The following is a 22,319-nucleotide window of genomic DNA, read 5'->3' as shown; positions in this document are numbered from 1 at the left end:
ATGACGACGTGGACCGGAGAAGCGGCCGGTGTGGAAGAGCCGGCCGCGATGAAGAGGGAACTGACCGCCGAAAAGCGCGAGTTGCTCAAGCAGCGGCTGCTCGGGAGGTCCCGGACCGCTGCGGCGCCCGCGGGCGCGCCGAGTGCCGTACCGCGCCGTCCTGGCACCGAGGGTGCCCCGTTGGCGCCCGTCCAGCACAACGTGTGGGTGGCGGACCGTCTGTTGTCCGACAACTCCACCTTCAGCGTCCACCGTGTCCTGCGCCTGACCGGACCGCTGGACCGTGACGCGGTCCGCCGGGCGCTGGACGCGCTGGTGGAACGGCACGAGACGCTGCGCATGGTGTTCCGGGACGACAGCCCGCCCCGCCAGATCCCGCTGCCGCCCGCGCCGGCCGCGCTGCGCACGGTCGATCTGTCGGGTCTTCCGCCGGTCGCGCGGTCGGCGGCGGCCGTGCGGGCGGCCGAGGAGGAGATCGCGCGGCCCTTCGACCTGGAGCAGGGTCCCGTCTTCCGGGCCGTGCTGGTCACCTGCGACGACGACACCCATGTCCTGGTGCTGAACCTGCACCACTGCGTGGCCGACGAATGGTCGTGCGGGGTGCTGGGCCGCGAGTTCGGCGCGCTGTACGCGGCGTCCGCCCGGGGGGTCACCGACCTCGCACAGGTGCTGCCGGAGCTCGCCGTTTCCTACCGGGACTACGCGCACTGGCAGTCGGAGCGGCTCTCCGGTGAGCTGCTGGAGCGGCAACTCGGTTACTGGCGTTCGGCGTTGGAGGGTGTGGCGCCGGTCCTGGAGCTGCCCACCGACCATGTGCGTCCGCCGACCCCGTCGTTCTGGGGGCACGGCGCCCGCCGGTTGCTGTCCCCCGAAGCGAGTTCCGCGGTGCGGGACTTCGCCCGGCAGCACCACGTCACCCTGTTCACCGCCCTGTTGTCGGTCTTCGCGGGCTATCTGCACCGGTGGAGCGGCGGACAGGACCGCTTCTCGGTGCTGACGCCGGTCTCGGGCCGGGTCGTCGGTGACACCGAACCGCTCATCGGGATGATGGCGAACACCCTGCCGCTGGCCGTCGACGTCAGCGACGATCCCGGATTCGCCACGCTGGTGCGGCGCATGAATTCCGTGGTCCTCGGGGCTCTGGAGCATCAGGACGTCACCTTCGAGCAGTTGGTCGCCGACTCCGGGCTTCCCCGGGACGCCTCCCGCAATCCGCTCGCGCAGGTCATGTACCAGTGCATCGAGTCGCGCGAGCACGTGTGGGAGCTGCCGGGGATCACGGTGGAGCGCGAGCGCATCGGCATGGCGTCCGCGAAGGTGGATCTGTCCCTGGTCGCGGCGAACCTCGACGAGGGGGTCCGGCTCGATCTGGTGGGTGAGAGCACGCTGTTCGAGCCGGCGACGGTGGAGCGGATGCTCGACGCGCTGGTGGAGGTGCTGACCCGTGCGGTGGCCGCGCCGACCACCACGGTCGGCGAGGTGCGGCTGCTCGGCGACCAGGAGCTCGCCCGTGTCGTCGCCGGCTCGCTGGGCTCCGGGGCCGCGACGCCCGACGGGACCGTGCTGGACCTCTTCGCCGCCGCCGTCGCGGCCACGCCCGACGCCGTCGCGGTCCTGTCCGGCGGGACCCGCCTGACCTACCGGGAGATCGACGAGCTGTCGGACCGCGCCGCCGCGCGGCTGCGTGCCGCCGTGCCGGGGCCCGGCGCGCTGGTGGGGATCCATCTGCCCCGCTCGGAACGGCTGGTGGCCGCCCTGCTCGGGGTGTGGAAGGCCGGTTGCGCGTTCCTGCCGCTGCCGCTGGACCACCCGGCGGACCGTCTGCGGGGCATGGTCGAGGACGCGCGGGCCGCGCTCGTGGTCACCGAACCGGGACGCGACACCCCGTTCGGCACGGTTCCGACCCTGCGTCTCGACTCCGGCCCCGACGATCCCGCCATCGGTGGCGGGGCCGCGCCGCGCGCCGGTGACCTGGCCTATCTGATGTACACCTCGGGCTCCACCGGCCGCCCCAAGGCCGTGGCGATCGAGCACCGGGGGCTCGTCAACTTCCTCGCCGGCACCGCGCGCCGTCTCGGTTCCGGCGCGGACGACGTGTGGCTGGGCCTGACCGGCATCGGGTTCGACATCTCGCTGGTCGAGATGTTCCTGCCGCTCATCACCGGCGGCCGGGTGGTCCTGGCTCCGGAGGGGGCCGCGCAGGACGGTGACGCGGCCGTCGCCACCGCCCGGGAGCACGGGATCACCCATGTGCAGGCGACGCCGTCGGGCTGGCGGGTCCTGCTCGCCTCGACGCAGCGGCTGCCGCGGCTGGCGGTCGCCATGACCGGCGGCGAGTCGCTGGCGCCCGCGCTGGCCGCCGAGTTGCGGCTGACGGCCGGACGGGTCCTCAACTGCTACGGGCCCACCGAGTCCACGGTGTGGGCCACCTACGACGACGTCACCGATCCGGCCGCGGACATCACCGTCGGAACCGGTGTCGACCAGGTCGCCGTCCATGTCCTGGACGCCGCGATGCGCCCGGTGCCCGTCGGTGTCCCGGGTGAGCTGTACGTGGGCGGACCCGGGGTCGGGCGCGGTTACCACGCGCGGCCGGGGCTGACGGCGGGTGCCTTCGTGCCCGACCCGTTCGGACCGCCCGGGGCGCGCCTGTACCGCTCGGGCGACGTGGGCGCGCGACGCCCCGACGGCCGTATCCGCTTCTTCGGCCGCGACGACCACCAGGTCAAGATCCGCGGTCACCGCATCGAACTCGGCGAGATCGAGGCCCGGCTGACCGCGCACCCGGACGTGGCGCACTCCGTCGTCGTGGTGGACCGCGCTCCCGCCGGGGACCGGCTCGTGGGGTACGTCGTCGGGGACGTCGCGGAGGACGCGCTGAAACGCCACCTCACGGCCGCGCTGCCGGTCGCGATGGTGCCCGCCGTGTTCGTACGGCTGGAGAGCCTGCCGCTGTCGCCGAACGGCAAGGTCGACCGGCGGCGGCTGCCCGCGCCGCGGAGCGACGCTCCCGCCGAGCGCACGGCGCCCGCCGCCGGGGCCGAGCGGGTCCTGGCCGGCATCTGGAGCCGGCTGCTGGACGTGCCGTCGGTGGCGGCGCAGGACAACTTCTTCACCCTGGGCGGCGACTCGGTGACCGCCGTGTTCCTCGTGTCACGGGCCCGGGAGGCGGGCTACGTGTTCACCGCGCGCCAGGTCTTCGCCCATCAGACCCTGTCCGAACTGGCGGCCGTGGCCGTCGCGTCGGACGACGGGCCGGCGGCCGGCGGGGTGGACCCGGACGCCTTCCCGCTGGCCGGTCTCGACCGGGAGGGCCTGGAGCGTGTCCTGACCGGGCTCTCCCCCGAGGACGTCCAGGACATCTACCCCTGCACCCCGCTCCAGGCGGGCATGCTGTTCCACGGCCTTCACGACGGCGGCGGGGACTCCTACTTCAACCAGTACCGCTGGGAGATCGACGGCGACCTCGACCAGGGCGCCCTGATCGCCGCCTGGCAGCACGTAATGGACCGGCACGACGCGCTGCGCTGCTCCTTCCGCTGGGAGGGTCCGGAGCGCCCGCTCCAGATCGTGCACCGCGCCGTGCGGGCGGACTTCACCGTCCTGGACTGGTCCCAGGTGCCCGCCGACGCGTTCGCCGGGCGCCTGGAGGTGCTGCTCGCCGAGGAACGCGACGCCGGTTTCGACGTGTTCCGCGTTCCGCCGCACCGGTTCCATCTCATCCGCACCGGGCCCGACCGCCACCACCTCGTGTGGCACAACCATCACATCCTCACCGACGGCTGGAGCGTCGGCCCGCTCCTCAACGAGGTCTTCGCGACCGTCACCGCCACCGCGCACCGCGCGGCCGGCCGTCCCGTCAGCGAGCTGCCCCCGCCGGTGTCCCACCGCGCCTATGTGGAGTGGCTGGCGGAGCAGGACCCGCGAGCCGTCGAACGGTACTGGCGCGACGCCCTCGCCGGTTTCGTCGAGCCCACCTCCCTCCCGGTGGTGCGGGCGGCGTCCCCGGACACACCCGCGGGCGCCGCCCACGCGGTCGAACTCGCCCTGACCCCGGACCTGACCCAGGCGCTGTCGCGGCTCGCCCGCGAGCGCGGGTGCACGCTCGGCACCGTCTTCCAGGGCGCCTGGGCACTGCTGCTGGGCCGCTGGAGCCGCAGCCGTGACGTGCTCTTCGGGCTGACTGTCTCCGGGCGTTCGGTCGACCTTCCGCAGGTGGAGCAGATCGTGGGGCTGCTCTCCAACACCCTTCCGGTGCGGATGCGCTGGGAGGACGACGACCGGCTCGACGACTGGCTGGGGCGCCTGGCCGGGCAGTCGGCCGGGCTGCGCGACGTCGAGCACACCGCGCTCACCGACATCCACGACTGGTCGGACGTCCCCGGTGACAAGAAGCTGTTCGACAGCATCCTGGTCCTGCAGAACCTGGCGGTGGCCGAGCGCGCCGACCTGGGCGGGCTGTCGCTGCGCATGGGTCCCGTCCATCAGAGCAGCGGCTATCCGCTGATGCTGACCATCCGCACCGCCCCGACGGGTGCCGTGCTCCAGCTCATCCACGACGACGTCCGCGTCGACCCCGGTGACGCCGAGCGCCTGCTGGCGTCCTTCGGCCGCCTCCTCGACGCTTTCGTGGAGCGGCCCGGCGCCAGGGTCGGGGAGTTGCCGATCCTTCCGGACGCCGCCCACGACACCGTGGTGCGCCGCTGGAACGACACCGCGCACGACTTCCCCGCCGCCACGACCGTGCCCGCGATGATCGAGGCGCAGCGCACCCGCACCCCGCACGCGGTGGCCGTGGTGTACGACGCGCGGGAGTGGACGTACAGCCGTCTGGACGAGGAGGCCGCGCGGCTGGCGCGGCGGCTGCGTGCCGCCGGGGTGCGGCCGGGTGACCGGGTCGGTCTGCGTCTGGACCGCTCGGCGACGATGCTCGCCGCGGTGCTCGCGGTGTGGCGGGCCGGCGGCGCCTATGTGCCGCTGGACCCCGAGTACCCCGACGCCCGGGCCGCCTTCGTGCTGTCGGACTCGGGCGTACGGGTCCTCCTCGCGAGCGAGGAGCCGCCCGCGGCGTCCGTCCCGGCCGGGGTGAGCGTCGTACGCGTCGGCTCCGGTGAGGAGGTGCGCGAGGAGTTCGATCCGCCGGCCGACGGCGGGGGTCCCGGCCGCGACGACGTGGCCTACGTCCTGTACACCTCCGGCTCCACCGGCCGTCCCAAGGGCGTGGAGGTCACCCATGCGGCGCTGGCCCACCTGACGGCCGCCATGACGCACGTGCTGGAGCCCAGCGGCCCCGGGACGTGGCTGGGGCTGACCGCGCTGTCCTTCGACATCTCCACCGTGGAGATGTTCGTGCCGCTCACCACGGGCGGCCGGATCGTGGTGGTCCCGGAGGAGGGCCGCTGGGACGCCGCCGCCCAGCGGGACCTGATCCGCGCCCACCGGGTCAGCCACGTCCAGGCCACGCCGTCCGGCTGGCGGCTGCTGCTGGCCGCCGGGTTCGGCGCGGCGGACGGCGTGGAGGTCGGGCTCGTCGGCGGCGAGGCACTGCCGCACGCCCTGGCGGGCGAACTGCGCGCGGGCCTGCCCCGGCTGGTCAACGTCTACGGTCCGACCGAGGCCACCGTCTGGTCCACCTGGGACGACGTCGACCCCGCCCAGGACGAGGTGACCATCGGGCTCCCGCTGCCCAACACCTCCGCGCATGTGCTGGACGAGGCGATGCGCCCCGTGCCGATCGGTGTGCCGGGCGAGCTGTATCTCGGGGGCGCGGGTGTGGCCCGCGGCTATCTGGGGCGTGCCGGGCTGACGGCGCGGCAGTTCGTGCCCGACCCGTTCGGTGCCCCCGGTGCCCGGCTGTACCGCACCGGTGACCTCGCCGCGCGGCGGGCGGACGGCCGTATCCGCTTCCTGGGCCGGGACGACCACCAGGTCAAGATCCGCGGCCATCGCATCGAACTGGGCGAGATCGAGGAGGCGTTGGCCCGTCACCCGGACGTGCGGCTCGCCGCCGTCACCGTCCACCGGGACGCGGCGGGCGGGGAGTTCCTCGTCGGCTACGTGGCGGGCGACGCGCCCGACCCCGCCGGGGTACGGGGGTTCCTGCGGGGCGAGGTGTCCCGGGCGATGGTGCCCGACCGGCTCGTCGTCCTGGACAGGATGCCGCTCAGCCCGGCGGGCAAGATCGACCGTGCCGCGCTGCCCGCGCCGGGCGAGGCCACGGCAAACCCGTCCGCGCGGACCGCTCCCCGCGGACCCGTCGAGCGGGCCCTCGCGGACATCTGGGCCCGGGTGCTGGGCGCCGGGGACATCGGTGTGGACGACGACTTCTTCGCCCTGGGCGGCAACTCGCTCAAGGCGGTCACGGTCTCGGCGCTGGCCCGGGAGGCCGGGCTCGCCGTGACGACCCGGCAGATCTTCGCCCACCCCACCGTGGCCGCGCTCGCCGCACTGGGTGGCGAGGCGCCCGCGTCCACGCCGCCGGCGGCGGAGACTCCGCCGTTCGCGTTCACCGGCCTCGACGCCGAGACCCTGGACGGGCTCCTGGACACCGTGGGCAGGGAGGGGACCGAGGACGTCCTGCCGCTGTCCCCGCTCCAGACCGGGCTGTTCCTCGACACGCTGGCGGAGACCGGCGACTACGTGCGCGTGTTCGCCGTCGACATCGAGGGCGACTTCGACCGGGCCGCCTTCGAGGACGCCTGGGCGCATCTCGTGGAGCGGCACGCGATCCTGCGGTCCACCTTCCACTGGGCCCGGCTGCCCCGCCCGGTCCAGGTCGTCCGTGCCTCGGCCCCGCCGCGCTTCCGGTACGCCGACCTCACCGCTCTGCCGGAGGAGGAGCGTGCCGGGCGGCTCGCCGGGCTGGTCGCGGCGGAGGAGGCGACCGTCTTCGACCTGGGCGACGCCCCGCCGTCCCGCTTCCTGCTGATCCGGGTCGCCGAGGACCGGCACCGGTTCGTGTGGACCACCCACCATGTCGTCTTCGACGGCTGGAGCCTGCACACCCTGCTGTCCGAGGCGTTCGCCGTCTTCCGGGCCCGGCACGAGACGGGCCGGCTGCCCGTCCTCGCCGACCCGCCGCCGTACCGGGAGTTCCTGCGCCGGCTCGCCGAGCACGACACCCCCGAGGAGACCGAGCGCGAGCGCGCGCACTGGCGGTCCCGGCTGGCGGGCTTCACCCGTCCCACTCCCCTGCCCGGCAGCCGTCCCACTGCGGCCACCACGGGCCTGTGGCACGCACGGCACACGGTGACGGCCGCTCTCGGCGAGGAGTTGGAGCGGGCCGCCCGCCGGCACCACGTCACCGTCGGCACCCTCGTCCACACCGCGTGGTCCCTGCTGCTGAGCCGGACGAGCGGGGAACGGGACGTCGTCCTCGGCACGACCGTCTCGGGCCGCTTCGGCGACGTCGAGGGGGTCGAGCGGATGGTCGGCCTGCTGATGAACACGCTGCCCCTGCGCGTCGACGTCGACCCCGCGAGGCCCCTCACCGAGCTGCTGCGTGACGTCCAGCAGCGGGTCACCGAGGTCGCCGGGCGCGCCCATGTCGCGCTTCCGGACGTCCAGCGGGCCAGTGAAGTCGCCCCGGGGCGGCGGCTGTTCGACAGCCTGCTCGTCTACACCGACACCGGGCCCGGCTCGCTGCCCGAGGGCGTCGTCCCGGTCGCCGAGGGCGAGGCCCGGGACACCGGCTACCCCCTGGTCCTGGAGGCCACCCGTGCCGACCGGCTGACCCTCAGCCTGAGCTGCGAGCGCTCCCACTACGACCAGGTCACCGCCGACCGGCTGCTCGCCCAGGTCGTCCGGCTGCTGACCGGCCTCACCGAGGACCGGAGCGGGCCTGGCGGGATCGACGCCGCCGCGGCGCCCGTGCTGGTCGCCGACGTCCCGATGCTGTCGGCGGAGGAACGCGAGCGGGTCGTCCGCACCTGGAACGACACCGTCGTCCCCTTCCCCGACGACCGCACCCTGCACTCCCTGATCGAGACGCGGACCGCCGCCGCCCCGGACGCCGTCGCCGTCGCTCTCGGCACCGACACCTGGACGTACGCCGAACTCGGCGCGCGGGCGGACCGGGTGGCCGAGCGGCTGTACCGGGAGGGCGTGCGCCCCGGTGACCTGGTCGCCCTGTGCACCGAGCGTTCCTTCGAGCACGTGGTGGGTCTGCTCGGCATCCTGAAGGCGGGTGCCGCGTTCGTGCCCGTCGACCCCGACCACCCCGCGCGGCGTCAGGCGTATCTGCTCGCCGACTCCGGGGCCCGGGTGGTGCTCACGCAGACCCGGCTGATCCCGGCGCTGCCCGAGGACACCGCCGCCCGTGTGCTGGCGCTGGACGACCCCGCGGCCTGGCCGCAGGACCCCGGTCGCGCTCCCCGGCCGGACGCTCTTCCCGCCGGCCTGTGCTCGCTGTACTACACCTCGGGCTCGACCGGGGCGCCCAAGGCGGTGGCCTCGCACCACGCGGGCTGGGTCAACCGCATGGCGTGGATGCAGCGCCGGCACGGGCTGCGGCCCGGCGAGGGCGTCCTGCACAAGACCACCCTCGGGTTCGACGACGCGGCGGTGGAGATCCTGTGGCCGCTGATCACCGGGGGCCGGGTCGTGCTGCTGCCTCCGGGTGCGCACCGGGACGCCCACGCGATCGCCGAGGCCGTCGCCGAACACGACGTGGTGCACGTGCAGTTCGTGCCCAGTGTGCTGGAGGTGTTCCTGGACGTCCTCACGCCTGAGCGGGCCCGGTCGATGTCCCGGCTGCGGTCCGTCCTGACCAGCGGTGAGGCGCTGCGCCCCGCCCTGGTCCGCCGCTTCCTGGAGGTCTTCGGGCAGCGGGTGAGCCTCGACAACACGTGGGGTGCCACCGAGGTGTCCATCGACTCGACCTGCCGTGTGTGCACGGCCGAGGACGCCGTGCCCGACACGGGCGCGGTGGCTCTGGGCCTGCCGCTCGACAACAACACGGTCCACGTCCTCGACGCGGCGATGCGACCGCTGCCGACCGGGGTCACCGGTGAACTGTTCATCGGCGGGCCCGGGTTGGCCCGCGGCTACCACGGCCGGTTCCGGCTGACCGCCGAGCGGTTCGTGCCGGACCCGTTCGGGCCGCCCGGCTCCCGGCTCTACCGCACCGGTGACCTGGGGCGGCGACGGGCCGACGGCGTCCTGGAGTTCGCGGGCCGCGCCGACCATCAGGTCAAGCTGGGCGGGGTGCGCGTCGAACTCGGTGAGATAGAGGACGCGTTGCGCCGGGCGCCCGGCGTGCGGGACGCGGTCGCCGACGTACGCACCGTGGCCGGTTCCAGGACCCTGGTCGGCTACACCGTGGGCGGTGACGACCCGGACCGTACGCTCGCCGCCCTGCGCGCGGAGCTGCCCGACGTCATGGTGCCGCGGTTCCTCGTCGCCCTGGAGTCCGTGCCGCTCAACTCCAACGGCAAGGTGGAGCGGGCCGCCCTGCCCGATCCGGACCCGGCCGCCCGCGAGGTGCCGGCGGAGGTCCAGGTGGCTCCGCGCACCGCGACCGAGGAGGCTCTCGCCCGGATCTGGTGCGCCGTCCTCGGGGTGCCGCGCGTGGGGGTGCACGACAACTTCCGTGCGCTGGGCGGGGATTCCATCCTGCTGATCCACACCGTCGCCAAGGCGCGCGAGGCGGGTCTGTCCCTCACTCCGAAGATGGTCTTCGAGCACCCCACGGTCGCCGCGCTCGCCACGGCCGCGGACGAGGCGGTAGCCGAGGGCCGCTCCACGGCCGTCCACGCCGAGCAGGGCCCGGTCACCGGTGAGGTCCTCCTCGGGCCGATCCAGCACCAGTACGCCGCCGTCGGCCCCCGGGACCGCTTCAACCAGAGCCGGCTCCTGGAGGTCGCTGCCGAGATCGGACCCGACGCCCTGCGGGCCGCGCTGCGGACGCTGATCGACCATCACGACGCGCTCCGGCTGCGCTGGAGCCGGCGGGAGGGCCACTGGCGGCAGGACCTGGCACCGGCGGGCGGCCCGTACGACCCGCTGACGGTCGTGGACTCCGCGCACGAGGCCGACGCCGCGGTCGAGGCCGCGCACACCGGACTCGGCCTGGCCGAGGGCCCGTTGCTGCGTGCCGTGCTGCTGCGGCACAGCGGGCAGCTCCTGCTGGTCGCCCACCACGTGGCCGTCGACACCGTGTCCTGGCAGATCCTGGTCGAGGACCTCACCACCCTGTGCACCGGGGGCGAACCGCCCGCCAAGACGACGTCGGTGCGGCACTGGGCGCGTCGGCTGCACGAGCACGCGCACAGCGCGGAGTTCGCACCCGAGGCGGCCTACTGGGCGCTGCCGCGACCGTCCGTCGCGCCGCTTCCGGCGGACCGCGAGGGCGGGGACAACACCGAGGGCCGCGCCCGCTCGACGCGGGTCGTGCTCGCGGCCGAGGCCACGGCGGGTCTGCTGCGGCAGGCCGCGGCGCGGCGCGGCGCCGAGCCGGAGCATCTGATGCTGGCGGCGCTGGCCCGCACCCTCACCGAGGCCACCGGGGGTGACACCTGCGCGATCGACGTGGAACGGCACGGCCGTGAACCGCTGTTCGACGACGTCGACCTGACCCGCACGGTCGGCTGGTTCACCAGTGTGCAGCCGCTGCTCGTCACCCGGCCCGGGTCGGGCGCCGCGGACGCCTGGATCGACGTGGTCGCCGAGCACACCCGCACCCCCGCCGGGCGCGGCATCGGCCACGGGCTCGCCCGGTACCTGCGCGGGGACGAGGGCACCGCGCCCGGCGCGCAGCTCTCCTTCAACTACCACGGCCGCCGGGACACCGGTCCCGGCCCGGACACGCCGCTGCGGCCCCTGCCGCGGTCGCTCGGCGAGCACGTCGACCCGGAGCAGCGGCGCTCCCACCTCGTGGAGATCGAGGCGGTGGTCCTGGACGGCGAACTGCACCTCGAATGGCGTTACGCCGCCGACCGCTTCGACCTCGGCACCGTGCGCGAGCTGGCCGAACGGCACCTGGACCACCTCACCGGGCTGGCCGCCGCGCCGCCCGAGGGGACCCGGGCGCCGGCCGAGCCGTTCGTGCGGCGGCTGTTCGCCGGGGCGCCCGCTCCGAGGCTGCCGATGCTGCGGCACCGGGTACCGGGCGTGGCGGTCGCGCTGATCGCCGACGGCGACCTGCGCGGCGCCTGGGGCTTCGGAACCCTCGGGGCCGACGACCCCGCCGGGGTCGACGAGCGGACCGTCTTCCAGGTCGGCTCGATCAGCAAGCACGTCACCGCGCTGGGTGTGATGGCCCTGGTCCAGGAGGGGCGTCTCGACCTCGACACCGACGTCAACCGGATGCTCACCTCCTGGCGGCTGCCCGGCGACGGGGTCACCCTGCGCCATCTGCTCACCCACACCGCGGGGCTGGGCGCGCAGTCCTACGACGGCTACCGCGCGGGCCTGCCGATGCCCACCCCGGTGCAGGTCCTCGCCGGCGGCCCGCACTCGCTGACCCCGCCGGTCAGGCCCGTGGGCCCGCCCGGATCGCCGTACCTGTACTCGAGCAGCAACTTCACCGTGGTGCAGCAGGTGCTCCAGGACGTGACGGGGCGGGAGTTCGCGCCGCTGATGCGGGCGCTCGTCCTGGACCCGCTGGACATGCGGGACAGCGACTTCGCGCCACGCGTGCCGGATCTGCCCGGCACCACGATCGCCCGCAACCACCAGGTGTCGGGCGCGCCCTATCCGGAGGGCTGGCACCTGTACCCGGAGTCCGCCGCGGGCGGCCTGTGGTCCACGCCGCGGGACCTGGCGCGGGTCGCCGTGGAGATCCAGCGGGCGGTCACCGGTGGCCCGGCGGCCTTCCTGGGCGCCGACGCGGCGGCCGAGATGCTGCGCCCCCACCCCGGTACGCCGGGGGGCCTGGGCACCGCGGGCAAGCCGTACGGCGGGCGCCGCTGGTTCGGCCACACCGGGGGTGTGCCCGGGTTCCGTTCGCTGACCTGGGCCGACCCGGACCGTGGCCTGGGCCTCGTCGTCACCGCCAACTCCGACGCCGGTGAGGACTTCCTTCGAGAACTGCTGCACGACCTCGGGGTCGGACTGGAGGACGCACGATGGTGACGATCGACGCCGCGTTCCGCATGTGGGCGGTGCGCGACCCGGACGCCGTGGCGCTGCGCGCGCCCGGCACCCGGATGACCTACGGCGAGCTGGACCGGGCCGCGACCCGGATCGCCCGCGGTCTGCTCCGGCTCGGGGTGCGGGCCGGGGAGCTGGTGGGGGTGGCCGCCACCCCGTCACCGGGCTTCGTGGTGTCGGCGCTCGCGGTGCTCAAGGCGGGCTGCGCCTATCTGCCGATGGACCTGACGTATCCGCAGGAGCGGCTGGCGCACATGCGCCGGGACAGCGGCATCCGCGTGCTGGTCTCCTCCGGCGACGGGGCGGACCTGCCGCCCGCCCTCGCGGACTGCGTGATCCTCGACCCGGCCGCCGACACGGGCGGTGAGGACCCCTTCGTCGCCGGTGCGGCGGAGCTGTCCGCGCCGGCGGACCTGGCGTACGCGATGTACACGTCGGGCTCGACGGGCCTGCCCAAGGCGGTGCTGGTCGAACAGCGCAACGTCACCGCGTTCGCGCTGCGGCAGGACTTCGTGGACCTCGGGCCCGGCCGGTCCATGCTCCAGAGCAGCTCGTTCTCGTTCGACGCGTCGGTGCTGGAGATCTGGGGGGTGCTGCTGCGCGGCGCCTGCCTGGTCTTCCCGCCGGACGGCCTGCTGACCTCCGCCGAACTGGGCGAGGTGCTGGCCCGGGAGGAGGTGACCGACCTGTGGCTGTCCTCGGGCCTGTTCCACCGGATCGCCGACGACGTGCCCGAGGCGCTGGCGCCGCTGCGCACCGTGATCACCGGCGGTGACGTGGTGTCCCCGGCGCGGGTGCGGCGGGTGCTGGAGACCAACCCCGGGCTGACGGTGGCGCACATCTACGGGCCGACCGAGACGACCGTGGCCATCTGCCGCCGGCTGCTCACCCACCCGGACCAGGTGGAGTCCCCGCTGCCGCTGGGCGCCCCGATCCCCGGCGCGAGCATGCACGTCATGGACGAGCGCGGGCGCCCCCTCCCGGCGGGCGCGACCGGCGAGCTGTGGATCGCCGGGGAGACCGTCTCCCGCGGTTACCACGACCGTCCCGGACTCACCGCGGAGCGCTACGTCACCGACCCCGGGACCGGACGGCGCGCGTACCGCAGCGGCGATCTCGGTCGCAAACGCCCCGACGGCACGGTGGAGTTCGTCGGCCGCGCCGACAGCCAGGTCAAGATCCGCGGCTTCCGTATCGAGCCCGGCGAGATCGAGGCGACGCTCGGCGAGGCGCCCGAGGTCCGTTCCTGCCTGGTCACCGCGCGTATCGCGCCGCCCGGCGACAAGCGGGTCGTCGCCTACGTCGTCCCGCGTGACACGGGGCCGCTGCGCGCCGCCGACGTGCACCGGTTCCTCGCCGGGCGGCTGCCGCGCCACATGCTGCCCTCCGAGTACGTCGCCCTGGACGCGCTGCCCCTGGACGCCAACGGCAAGGAGGACCGGCGCCGGCTGCCCGAGCCGGCCTGGGGGCGCGGCAGCCTCGCCGTGCTCGACGTCGTCCCCGTTCCCGCCGCCCCGGCCGCCCTGCCCGAGAGGATCTGATCGCCCATGTCTGCCACCCCCGGACCCGCCGGGGTCCAGGTGCCGCTCAGCCGTGACCAGGAACGGACCTGGTTCGTCGACCAGTTGAGCAGTTCGCCGTCCGACTACCTCATCCCGCTCCGCCTCCACTTCGCCGGCCCCCTCGACCGGGACGCCCTGCGCCGCGCGCTGGAATCCCTGGTGGCCCGGCACGAGGTGCTGCGCACCGGTGTGATCGCCGCGGAGTCGGGACCGGTGGGCGTGGTCCGCCCCCTCGACCGGTTCACGTTGCGGGAGACGGAGGCGGGCGACGCCGAGGCGCTGGAGGCCGCGCTCGCCGCGGAGGCGGCGACCCCGATGGACCTGGCCGCCGAACTGCCCGTGCGCGCCCTGCTCGTCCGGCACGGCGAGCGCGAGCACACCCTCGTCCTCACCCTGCACCACGTCGCCGCCGACGACTGGTCGTGCGCCCTCGTCTACGACGAACTGGCCGCCGACTACACGGCGTTCACCGCCGGTGCCCCCTCCCCCGTGCTCCCGCCCGCCGAGCCGTACCGGATCGTGGCGGCCGGTCTCGACGCCCGTGCCGCCGAGGCCGGGCGGCCCGGCGGGCCCGGGCTCGGCCACTGGCGCGAGACGCTGGCGGACCACACCGCCTTCGAACTGCCCGCCGACCGCCCGCGTCCGGCCGTACGGGCGGGCCGCGGGGCGACACGGACGGCGTTCGTGCTGCCTCCGCAGGTCGCCGAGCCGCTCACCGCGCTGGCCCGTTCCGCGGGAGCCACGCCCGCGATGCTGCTGAGCGCCGCCGTCCAGACCGTCCTGTACCGCTGCACCGGGCGGCAGGACGTCACCACCGGCACCACCTACGCGCGGCGCGACGACCCGGCGACCGAGCGGCTGCTGGGCCTGCTCATCAACATGCTTCCGCTGCGCGGCCGTCCGGGCCCGCGGCTGACGTTCCGCCGGTTCGTCGAGGAGTTCCGCGATCTGTCGCTCGACGCGTTCGAGCACGCGGAGGTGCCCTTCGACCGGCTGGTGGAGGAGAGCGCCCCCGAACGCGACCCGTCCCGCACCCCGTTGTTCCAGATCCTCGTCAACTTCCGTACGGGACGGCGTCGTTCGCCCCGGATGCCGGGCCTGACCGTGACCGACCTCCCGATGCCCTACCACGGCGCCAAGTACGACCTGTGCGTCAGTTTCGAGCAGGGTCCCGCGGGGTTGTGGTGCGGGGTCAACTGGGACGTCGACCTGTACGACGACACCACCGTGGAGCGGCTGGGCACCTGGCTGGAACGGCTGCTGCGGCACGTCGCCGAGGCACCCGACACGCTCCTGGACGACATCCCGCTGCTGTCCGCTCCCGAGCGGGACGCCTTGCGCGCCCTGGTGCTGCGCCCGGCCGTCGACACGCCCGCGGAGACGCTGCACGAGCTGGTGGCCCTCAGCGCCGCCACCCGGCCCGAGGCGGTCGCCCTGGTCGACGCCGACGGCAGCACCACCGGTTACGCGGCCCTGGAGGCGGCGGCGAACGCCGTGGCCCGCGACCTGACCGCCCACGGGGTCGGTCCCGACGTGCCGGTGGGGCTGCTGATCGACCGGTCGCCGGCGATGGTCGTCGGGCTGCTCGGCATCCTCAAGGCGGGCGGCGCCTATCTGCCGATCGAGACGGCCACGCCCGCCGCCCGGATCGTCACCCTGCTCACCGACGCCGGCGCGCCGGTCTGCCTGATCAGCGGCGACCGGGCCGACCCGGTCACCGCGGAGCACGCCGACACGGTCACCGCCGCGGGCGCCGTCCCGCTGCGCGTCGACCCCCGCCGGACGGCGGCGCCCCCGACCGTGACCGTCCACCCCGACCACCTCTGCGCGGTCTACTACACCTCCGGCTCCACCGGCCGCCCCAAGGGCGTGGCCTGCACGCACCGCGGCTGGGTCAACCGCATGGCGTGGATGCAGCACCGGCACGGCCTGCGTCCGGGCGAGACGGTCCTGCACAAGACGACCCTGCCGTTCGACGACGCCGCCGTGGAGATCCTCTGGCCGCTCATCACCGGCGGCACGGTGGCGCTGCTGCCGCCCGGACTGCACCGCGACCCGCGCGCCCTGGTCGAGGCGACCGTGCGCCACCGCGCCGTCCACGTCCAGTTCGTGCCCAGCGTCCTGGACCTCTTCCTCGAAGAACTCACCCCCGACGACACCACCGCGCTGCTCCGCACCCTGCGCAGCGTCCTGTCCAGCGGCGAGGCCCTGCGCCCGGCCCTGGTGGAACGCTTCCGCGCCGCGTTCGGCGACTCGGTCAGCCTCGACAACACGTGGGGCGCCACCGAGGTGTCCATCGACTCCACCTTCCACGTCTGCGGCCCCCGCGACACCCACGGCGGCGGCGCGGTCAGCCTCGGCCGGCCCATGGACAACAACGAGGTCATGGTCCTCGACCACCGCCTCGCCCCGCTGCCGCCCGGTGTCCCCGGCGAACTGTGCATCGCAGGGACCGGACTGGCCCGCGGCTACCTCGGCGATCCCGCCAAGACCGCCGGCGCCTTCGTCCCCCACCCCTACCGGCCCGGCGAACGCGTCTACCGCACCGGGGACCGGGGGCGGATGCACCCGGACGGCACCTTCACCTACCTGGAGCGGATGGACCGCCAGGTCAAGGTGCGCGGGGTCCGGGTGGAGCTCGGCGAGGTGGAGGCCGCGCTGCGCGAGCACCCGTCGGTGACCGACGCCGCGGTGGTGACCCGCCGTGCCGCCTCCGGCGACCTGCGCCTGGCCGCCTACGCCGTCCTCGACGACACCGGGCCCTCCGTGCGCGAACTGCGCGAGCACCTGTCCACCCGCCTGCCCGGGTACGCCGTCCCGACCACGCTCACCGTGCTGCCCGCGCTGCCCCGCTCGGCCAGCGGCAAGCTCAGCCCCTCGCTCCTGCCCGACCCCGACCCCGCCGACCACGAGAGCGACGCTTACGTCGCGCCCCGCGACGAGACCGAGAAGGCCGTCGCCGACATCTGGGCCGAGGTGCTGTCCGTGCCGCGCATCGGCGTCCACGACGACTTCTTCTCCTTCGGCGGCCACTCGCTGATCGCCACCCGGGCCGTCAACCGGATGCGGCAGGTCTTCGACGTCCCGCTCCCGCTGAGCGTGATCTTCGAGCGGCCGACCGTCGCCGGAACGGCGGAGCACCTCCACGACATGATCCTGGCCGAGATCGAGGCGCTGTCCGACGACGAGGCGCACCGGCTCCTCGCGGACGTCTCCCCGGCCACCAGCCCCTCGGACAACGAACGAGGTACGACGCGATGAAGACTCCTCTGCTGTACGAGGCGTTCCTTGAGCACGCCCTGCGTACCCCCGACGAGCCGGCGCTGCTGTGGGCGGACGGCACCCTGAGCTACGGCGACCTGGAGCGCCGCTCGGCCCTGCTGGCCCACCGCCTGGTCGCCGCCGGCGCCGGACCCGGATCGCTCGTCGGGGTCTGCGTGAGCCGCGGCCCCGCCCTGCCCACCGCGCTGCTCGCCGTGATGCGCGCCGGGGCCGCCTGGGTGCCGCTGGACCCGTCCTATCCGCAGGACCGGCTGGAGTACATGCTGCGCGACTCCGGTGTGTCCCTGGCCGTCGCCGACGAGAACGCGGCACGCCGGCTGCCCGGTGACGTCCGCGTGCTGGACCCGCACGCCGCCGACTCCCCGGCGCCGGCCCCGCTGGACTCCGCGGGGCCCGGCGATCTCGCCTACGTCATCTACACCTCCGGCTCGACGGGCAGGCCCAAGGGCGTCCTCGTCGAGCACGGGAGCGTCGCCGCCACGATCGCCGGGATGCGCGCCGAGTGGGGGGTGGGACCGGGCGACCGCGTCCTGCAGTTCGCCCCCTCCAGCTTCGACGCCTCCGTCCTGGAGACCGGGGTCGCCCTCACGGGCGGCGCGACGCTGGTGCTGGCCGACTCCGAGAGCGTGGTGCCGGGCCCGGACCTGGTGGACCTGATGGACCGCCTCGGAGTGACCTTCACCCTGCTGCCGCCGTCGGTGGTCGCCGCGCTCCCCGAGGCCGAACTCCCCGCGCTGCGCACCCTGGTGTGCGGCGGGGAGGCCCTGCCCGCGGAGATCGTGGCCCGCTGGAGCCCGGGCCGCCGCGTCTTCAACGCGTACGGGCCGACCGAGATCTCCATCGTGGCCACCACCGGCGAGGTGACCGGCTCCGCGACCCCCGACATCGGCAGGCCGCTGCCGGGCGTGCGCATCGACCTGCTGGACAAGGAGGGGCTGCCGGTGGCGCCCGGCGAGGTCGGTGAACTCGTCGTCTCCGGTGCGGGCGTCACGCGCGGCTACCTCGGCCGGCCCGCCCTGACCGCCGAACGCTATGGACCGGTCGCCGACGGCCGCGCCTACCGCACCGGCGACCTCGCCCGCGAACTGCCCGACGGCCGCTACCTCTACGCGGGGCGCGCCGACCACCAGGTCAAGATCCGCGGCTTCCGCGTCGAACCGGGCGAGATCGCCGAGGTGCTGCGCGCGCACCCGGCGGTCGCCGACGCCGTCGTCGTCGCACGCGGCACCGTCCTGGTCGGCTACGTGGCCGCACCGGACGACCCGGCGCACCCCGCCGACCTGCGGGCCTGGTGCGCGCGCACCCTGCCCGCGCACATGGTGCCCTCCACGATCCTCGCCCTGCCCGCCCTGCCGTTGACGCCGAGCGGCAAGGTGGACCGGGAGGCGCTGCCGTCGCCGTACCGGTCCGAGGTGAGCCAGGGCGACGAGCCGGCCACGCCGACCGAGGCCGCGGTCGCCGCGCTGATGTCGGAGCTGCTCGGCGGCACCCCGGCGGGCGCCACCGACGACTTCTTCCAACTGGGCGGCCACTCCCTGCTCGTCGGGCGTCTGGCCGCCCGTATCCGCACCGACCTCGGCGCGGACATCCCGCTCTCCCACCTCTTCCGCCTCGCCACCCCTCGCGAGATCGCCGCGCTCGTCGACAGCGGCGCCCCGCTCGACGAGGGGGCGTCGGTGCCCGCGCCGCCCCCGATGCGGCACGCGGACCGGTCCCGGCCCCTCCCGCTGTCCTTCCCGCAGGAACGGGTCTGGTTCCTCGAACAGCTCTCGCCCAGCAACCAGGCGTACCGCATGCAGGCCACGCTCACCCTGCGCGGCGCCCTGGACATGACCGCGCTGCGCGCCGCGCTCACCGAGCTGGTGCGCCGGCACGAGATCCTGCGCACCGCGTTCCGCGAGGTCGACGGGGTGCCCGTGCAGTGCCCGGTGGGGATGGACGCCATCGACATCGAGGTGCCGCTGCTGGACCTGTCCGGTCTGTCCGAGGAGGAACGCGAGCGCGCGTGGCGGGAGTTGTCGGCGCGGGAGCAGGCCCAGCCGTTCGACATGGAGAGGCCGCCGCTGGCCCGCTGGGTCGTCACCAAGGACGGCCACGAGGCGTACCGGCTGCTGCATGTGGAGCACCATCTGGTGCACGACGGCTGGTCGTTCGCGGTGTTCGTCGGTGAACTGACCCGGCTGTACAGCGTGTTCGCCGAGGGCACGGAGGCGCCGCCGGAGCCGCGGTTCCAGTTCGCGGACCTCGCGGCCTGGCAGCGGTCCTGGCTGGACGGCCCGGTCATCGACCGCTATGTCGGTCACTGGGCCGAGGTCCTGGACGGCGCCCCGCCCGCCCTCGAACTGCCCACCGACCGGCCCCGCCCGCCGGAGTTCACCTTCCGCGGCGACATCGTGCGGGTCACCCTCGAACCGGACGAGTACAAGCGGCTGCGGGAAGGGGCCAGGAAGTTCGGGGTCACCCTCTACTCGACGATGCTGACCGCGTTCGCCGCCCTGCTGTCGCGCTACGCGGACCAGAGCGACTTCGTGCTCGGCGTCGGGGTGGCCAACCGCCGGCTCGCCGAGGCGGAGCGGCTGATCGGGATGATGGTCAACACGGTGCCGCTGCGGGTGCGGCTGGCGGACGACCCGACGTTCCGGCAGCTCCTGACCCGGGTCCACGACACGGCGGTGGAGGGCTACGCCTGGCAGGACGTGCCGCTCCAGAAGCTCGTCAAGGCCATCGCCCCGGCGCGCGACCTCTCCCGCAACCCGCTGTTCTCGGCGATGTTCAGCTTCCACGACTCCGCCGTCCCCGACCTGGACTTCGCCGGGCTGCGCGGCGAGGTGCGCATGGAGCACAACGGGTCGGCCAAGGCGGACCTGAACATCGTCGCGATCCCGCGGGCCGAGCAGCGGGTCGGCAAGCGCCCCAGCAGCGAGGACGACGCGCTGACGATCATCTGGGAGTACGCCACCGACCTCTTCGACGCGGACACCATGCGGAGCATGGTCCGGGCCTACCGCGACCTGCTGAGCGCCGCGCTCGACGAGCCCGACCTGCCGGTGTCCCGGTTCCCGCTCACCGGGGCGGCCCCGGCGAGCACCTCCGAGGCCGCGTCCGCCGGGGCCACGGTCGTGGACCTGGTCGAGCGGGCCATCACGGAGCGCCCGGACGCACCGGCCGTCCGGACGGACTCGGGCTCCGTCTCCTACCGCGAACTCGGCCTGCGTGCCGACCACTTGGCCGAGGCGCTGGCCCGGCGGGGAGTCGGCCCCGGCCGGCCGGTCGCCCTGCGGCCGGCCCCGGGCGCCGACCTGGTCGCCGCGCTGCTGGCCGCCGCCCGCACCGGCGCCCCGGCCCGGGTCCTGGCGCCCGGAACCGAACCGGCGGCCACGGAGACCCTCTTCACCGAGCTCCCGGCGGCGGACCCGTCGGCCGTGCCAGGAGACGGGGCCAAGCGGTTCCGGTCGTTCGGCGACGACGTCCTGGCCCTGGTGGGCGAGGCGGGCATCACCCGTACCGCGCTCACCAGCGCCCTCGCCGCCCTCGACGACCTGGGGTTCGGGGCGGGGCAGGTCCTCCTGACCGCCCCGGCCGACAGCGCGCTCCTCCCGCTCCAGGTGTGGACCACGCTGGCCCGCGGCGGCACGCTCGTCGTCCCGGGGACACGGCCGCACTCGCCCGCCGCGCTCGCGGAGCTCCTGGCCGGCCGTCAGGAACCGTTCTCCGCGCTGCTCCTGCCCGACACCACCGTCACCACGCTGCTCGCCCACCACCGCGACACCCTGGCCCGCGGCGCCGAGGCGGTCCTCGCCCTCGGCCCCGACCTCGACCCCACCGCGCTGCGCGCCCCCGTCGGCGTCCGTCTCGCCGCCGGGTTCGGGACCGGCGGAGTGCCGCTGGCCCTGTACCGGGCGCTCGGCCAGGACGCGGAGCCGGACGCGGTCGTCGTACCGGTCGGCCACCCGGTGCCCGGTGTCACCGCCGCCGTGCTCGACTCCCGCGGGGAGCCGCTGCCGGCCGGGGTCCCCGGTGTGCTCCACCTGGCGCACGGCGACGCCGCCGTGCTCACCCCCACCGGGCACCGGGCCCGGCAGACCACCGGCGACGGCTTCGAGATCCTGGGCTCGGCCGGTTCCTGGCCGACCGTGTCGGGCTTCCGCGTCGCGCCCCACGAGACCCGCGCCCGCCTCACCGCGCACCGCCGGATCGCCGAGGCGGCGGTCGTCACGGCCGACGGCGAGCTCCACGCCTACCTCGTCCCGCCCACCGGTGCCGCCGTGCCCGACGGCGACGAACTGATCGACTTCCTCTCCGAGTCCCTGCCCGACTACCAGATCCCCGCCCGCTTCACGGCGGTGCCCACCCTGCCCGTACGGCCGGACCGCCCCCTCGCGTCGCAGCCCACCGGCCGCGCGTGACCCGCACCGGCGCCCCCATCCACCAACCCTGAGGGAAGCCATGCTGCACGACATGTCCACAGGTCCGGCCGGGACGGCGGTCCGTGTCCGGGGAGCCCACCACAGCGTCGGCCACCACGGAGAGATCCTCCAGGGCGTCTTCGAGTACGACGGACGCCTGCGCCGCGCCCTGATCACCCTGCCCTGCCCCCTCTACGAGTCCCACGCCGTCTTCGAGCCGTCCGACACCGCGACCGGGATCGTCATGCCCGACCCGTGGCGCACCAAGGCCCGCCGGGCGGCCGAGCTGACCCTGCGGTCCCTGGGCGGCGTGCCCGCCGGCGGGACCCTCAGCCTGACCAGCAACATCCCGCCCAGCCGCGGGTTCGGCTCGTCGACCGCGGACGTCGTGGCGACCATCGGCGCCGTCTACGAGGCCGCCGGCCGCCGCCCGAGCCCCGCGCAGTACGCCGCGCTGGCCGTCGCGGCCGAGACCGCGTCCGACGCGCTCATGTACCCGCACCGCACCGTCCTGTTCGCGCACCGCGAGGGCGAGGTCATCGAGGACATGGGCGGGCCGCTGATGCCGCTGGCCGTGCTGGGCTTCGGCACCAGCGCGGACAGTCTGGGCACCGACACCCTCACCCTGCCGCCCGCGCGGTACTCGGTCTGGGAGATCGAGGCGTTCCGCCCGCTGCTGGGCACGGTCCGCCGCGCCATCCGCTCCGGGGACGTGGCCCTGCTCGGCCGGGTGGCCACCGCCAGCGCCCGCATCAACCAGCGCCACCTCCCGGTCCCCGGCCTCGGCGACCTCCTGCGGGTCAGCGAGGCGGTGGGCGCGGCCGGCCTCCAGGTCGCGCACAGCGGGGACGTGGCCGGGCTCCTCTTCGACCCCGCCCTGCCCGGCCTCGACGCCCGCACCGACGGTGCCCGCAAGCGGCTCGCCGCCCTGGGCATCGACGACACCTGGTACTTCACGACGACATGATGAGAACGGAGA

At 74.8% G+C, this 22,319-nt stretch carries 5 protein-coding genes; all 5 read left to right on the top strand.

Annotated elements, in window-relative coordinates; translation table 11 throughout:
* The 5 genes from ACIPSE_RS33495 to ACIPSE_RS33475 are packed head-to-tail and all read left to right on the top strand — an operon-like array spanning nt 1 to nt 22,307.
* A complete protein-coding gene (locus tag ACIPSE_RS33495) occupies nt 1-12,072 on the top strand; it encodes an amino acid adenylation domain-containing protein (protein WP_401670136.1) in 12,072 nt (4,023 codons plus the stop codon).
* Nucleotides 12,066-13,631, top strand: coding sequence for an amino acid adenylation domain-containing protein (locus ACIPSE_RS33490; RefSeq protein WP_401670134.1), 1,566 nt, complete (start codon nt 12,066-12,068; stop codon nt 13,629-13,631). Before ACIPSE_RS33495 ends, ACIPSE_RS33490 begins: the two co-directional genes overlap by 7 nt.
* A 6-nt stretch (nt 13,632-13,637) precedes the next feature.
* Nucleotides 13,638-16,913, top strand: coding sequence for an amino acid adenylation domain-containing protein (locus ACIPSE_RS33485; RefSeq protein ID WP_401670131.1), 3,276 nt, complete (start codon nt 13,638-13,640; stop codon nt 16,911-16,913).
* Nucleotides 16,910-21,340, top strand: a complete 4,431-nt coding sequence (locus ACIPSE_RS33480) for an amino acid adenylation domain-containing protein (RefSeq protein WP_401670128.1) — start codon at nt 16,910-16,912, stop codon at nt 21,338-21,340. Before ACIPSE_RS33485 ends, ACIPSE_RS33480 begins: the two co-directional genes overlap by 4 nt.
* 52 nt (nt 21,341-21,392) lie before the next feature.
* Nucleotides 21,393-22,307 (top strand): GHMP kinase, encoded by a 915-nt coding sequence (locus tag ACIPSE_RS33475; protein WP_401670126.1) that lies wholly within the window; start codon nt 21,393-21,395, stop codon nt 22,305-22,307.
* Nucleotides 22,308-22,319: the final 12 nt, after the last annotated feature.

This window comes from Streptomyces sp. NPDC090106 (genome assembly GCF_044747265.1).
Lineage (GTDB): Bacteria > Actinomycetota > Actinomycetes > Streptomycetales > Streptomycetaceae > Streptomyces.
This window is presented reverse-complemented; position numbering and strand designations above follow the sequence as displayed.

Coding starts and splice junctions, on each gene's coding strand:
- ACIPSE_RS33495 (WP_401670136.1), top strand. CDS start 1: ATGACGACGTGGACCGGAGAAGCGGCCGGTGTGGAAGAGCCGGCCGCG.
- ACIPSE_RS33490 (WP_401670134.1), top strand. CDS start 12,066: ATGGTGACGATCGACGCCGCGTTCCGCATGTGGGCGGTGCGCGACCCG.
- ACIPSE_RS33485 (WP_401670131.1), top strand. CDS start 13,638: ATGTCTGCCACCCCCGGACCCGCCGGGGTCCAGGTGCCGCTCAGCCGT.
- ACIPSE_RS33480 (WP_401670128.1), top strand. CDS start 16,910: ATGAAGACTCCTCTGCTGTACGAGGCGTTCCTTGAGCACGCCCTGCGT.
- ACIPSE_RS33475 (WP_401670126.1), top strand. CDS start 21,393: ATGTCCACAGGTCCGGCCGGGACGGCGGTCCGTGTCCGGGGAGCCCAC.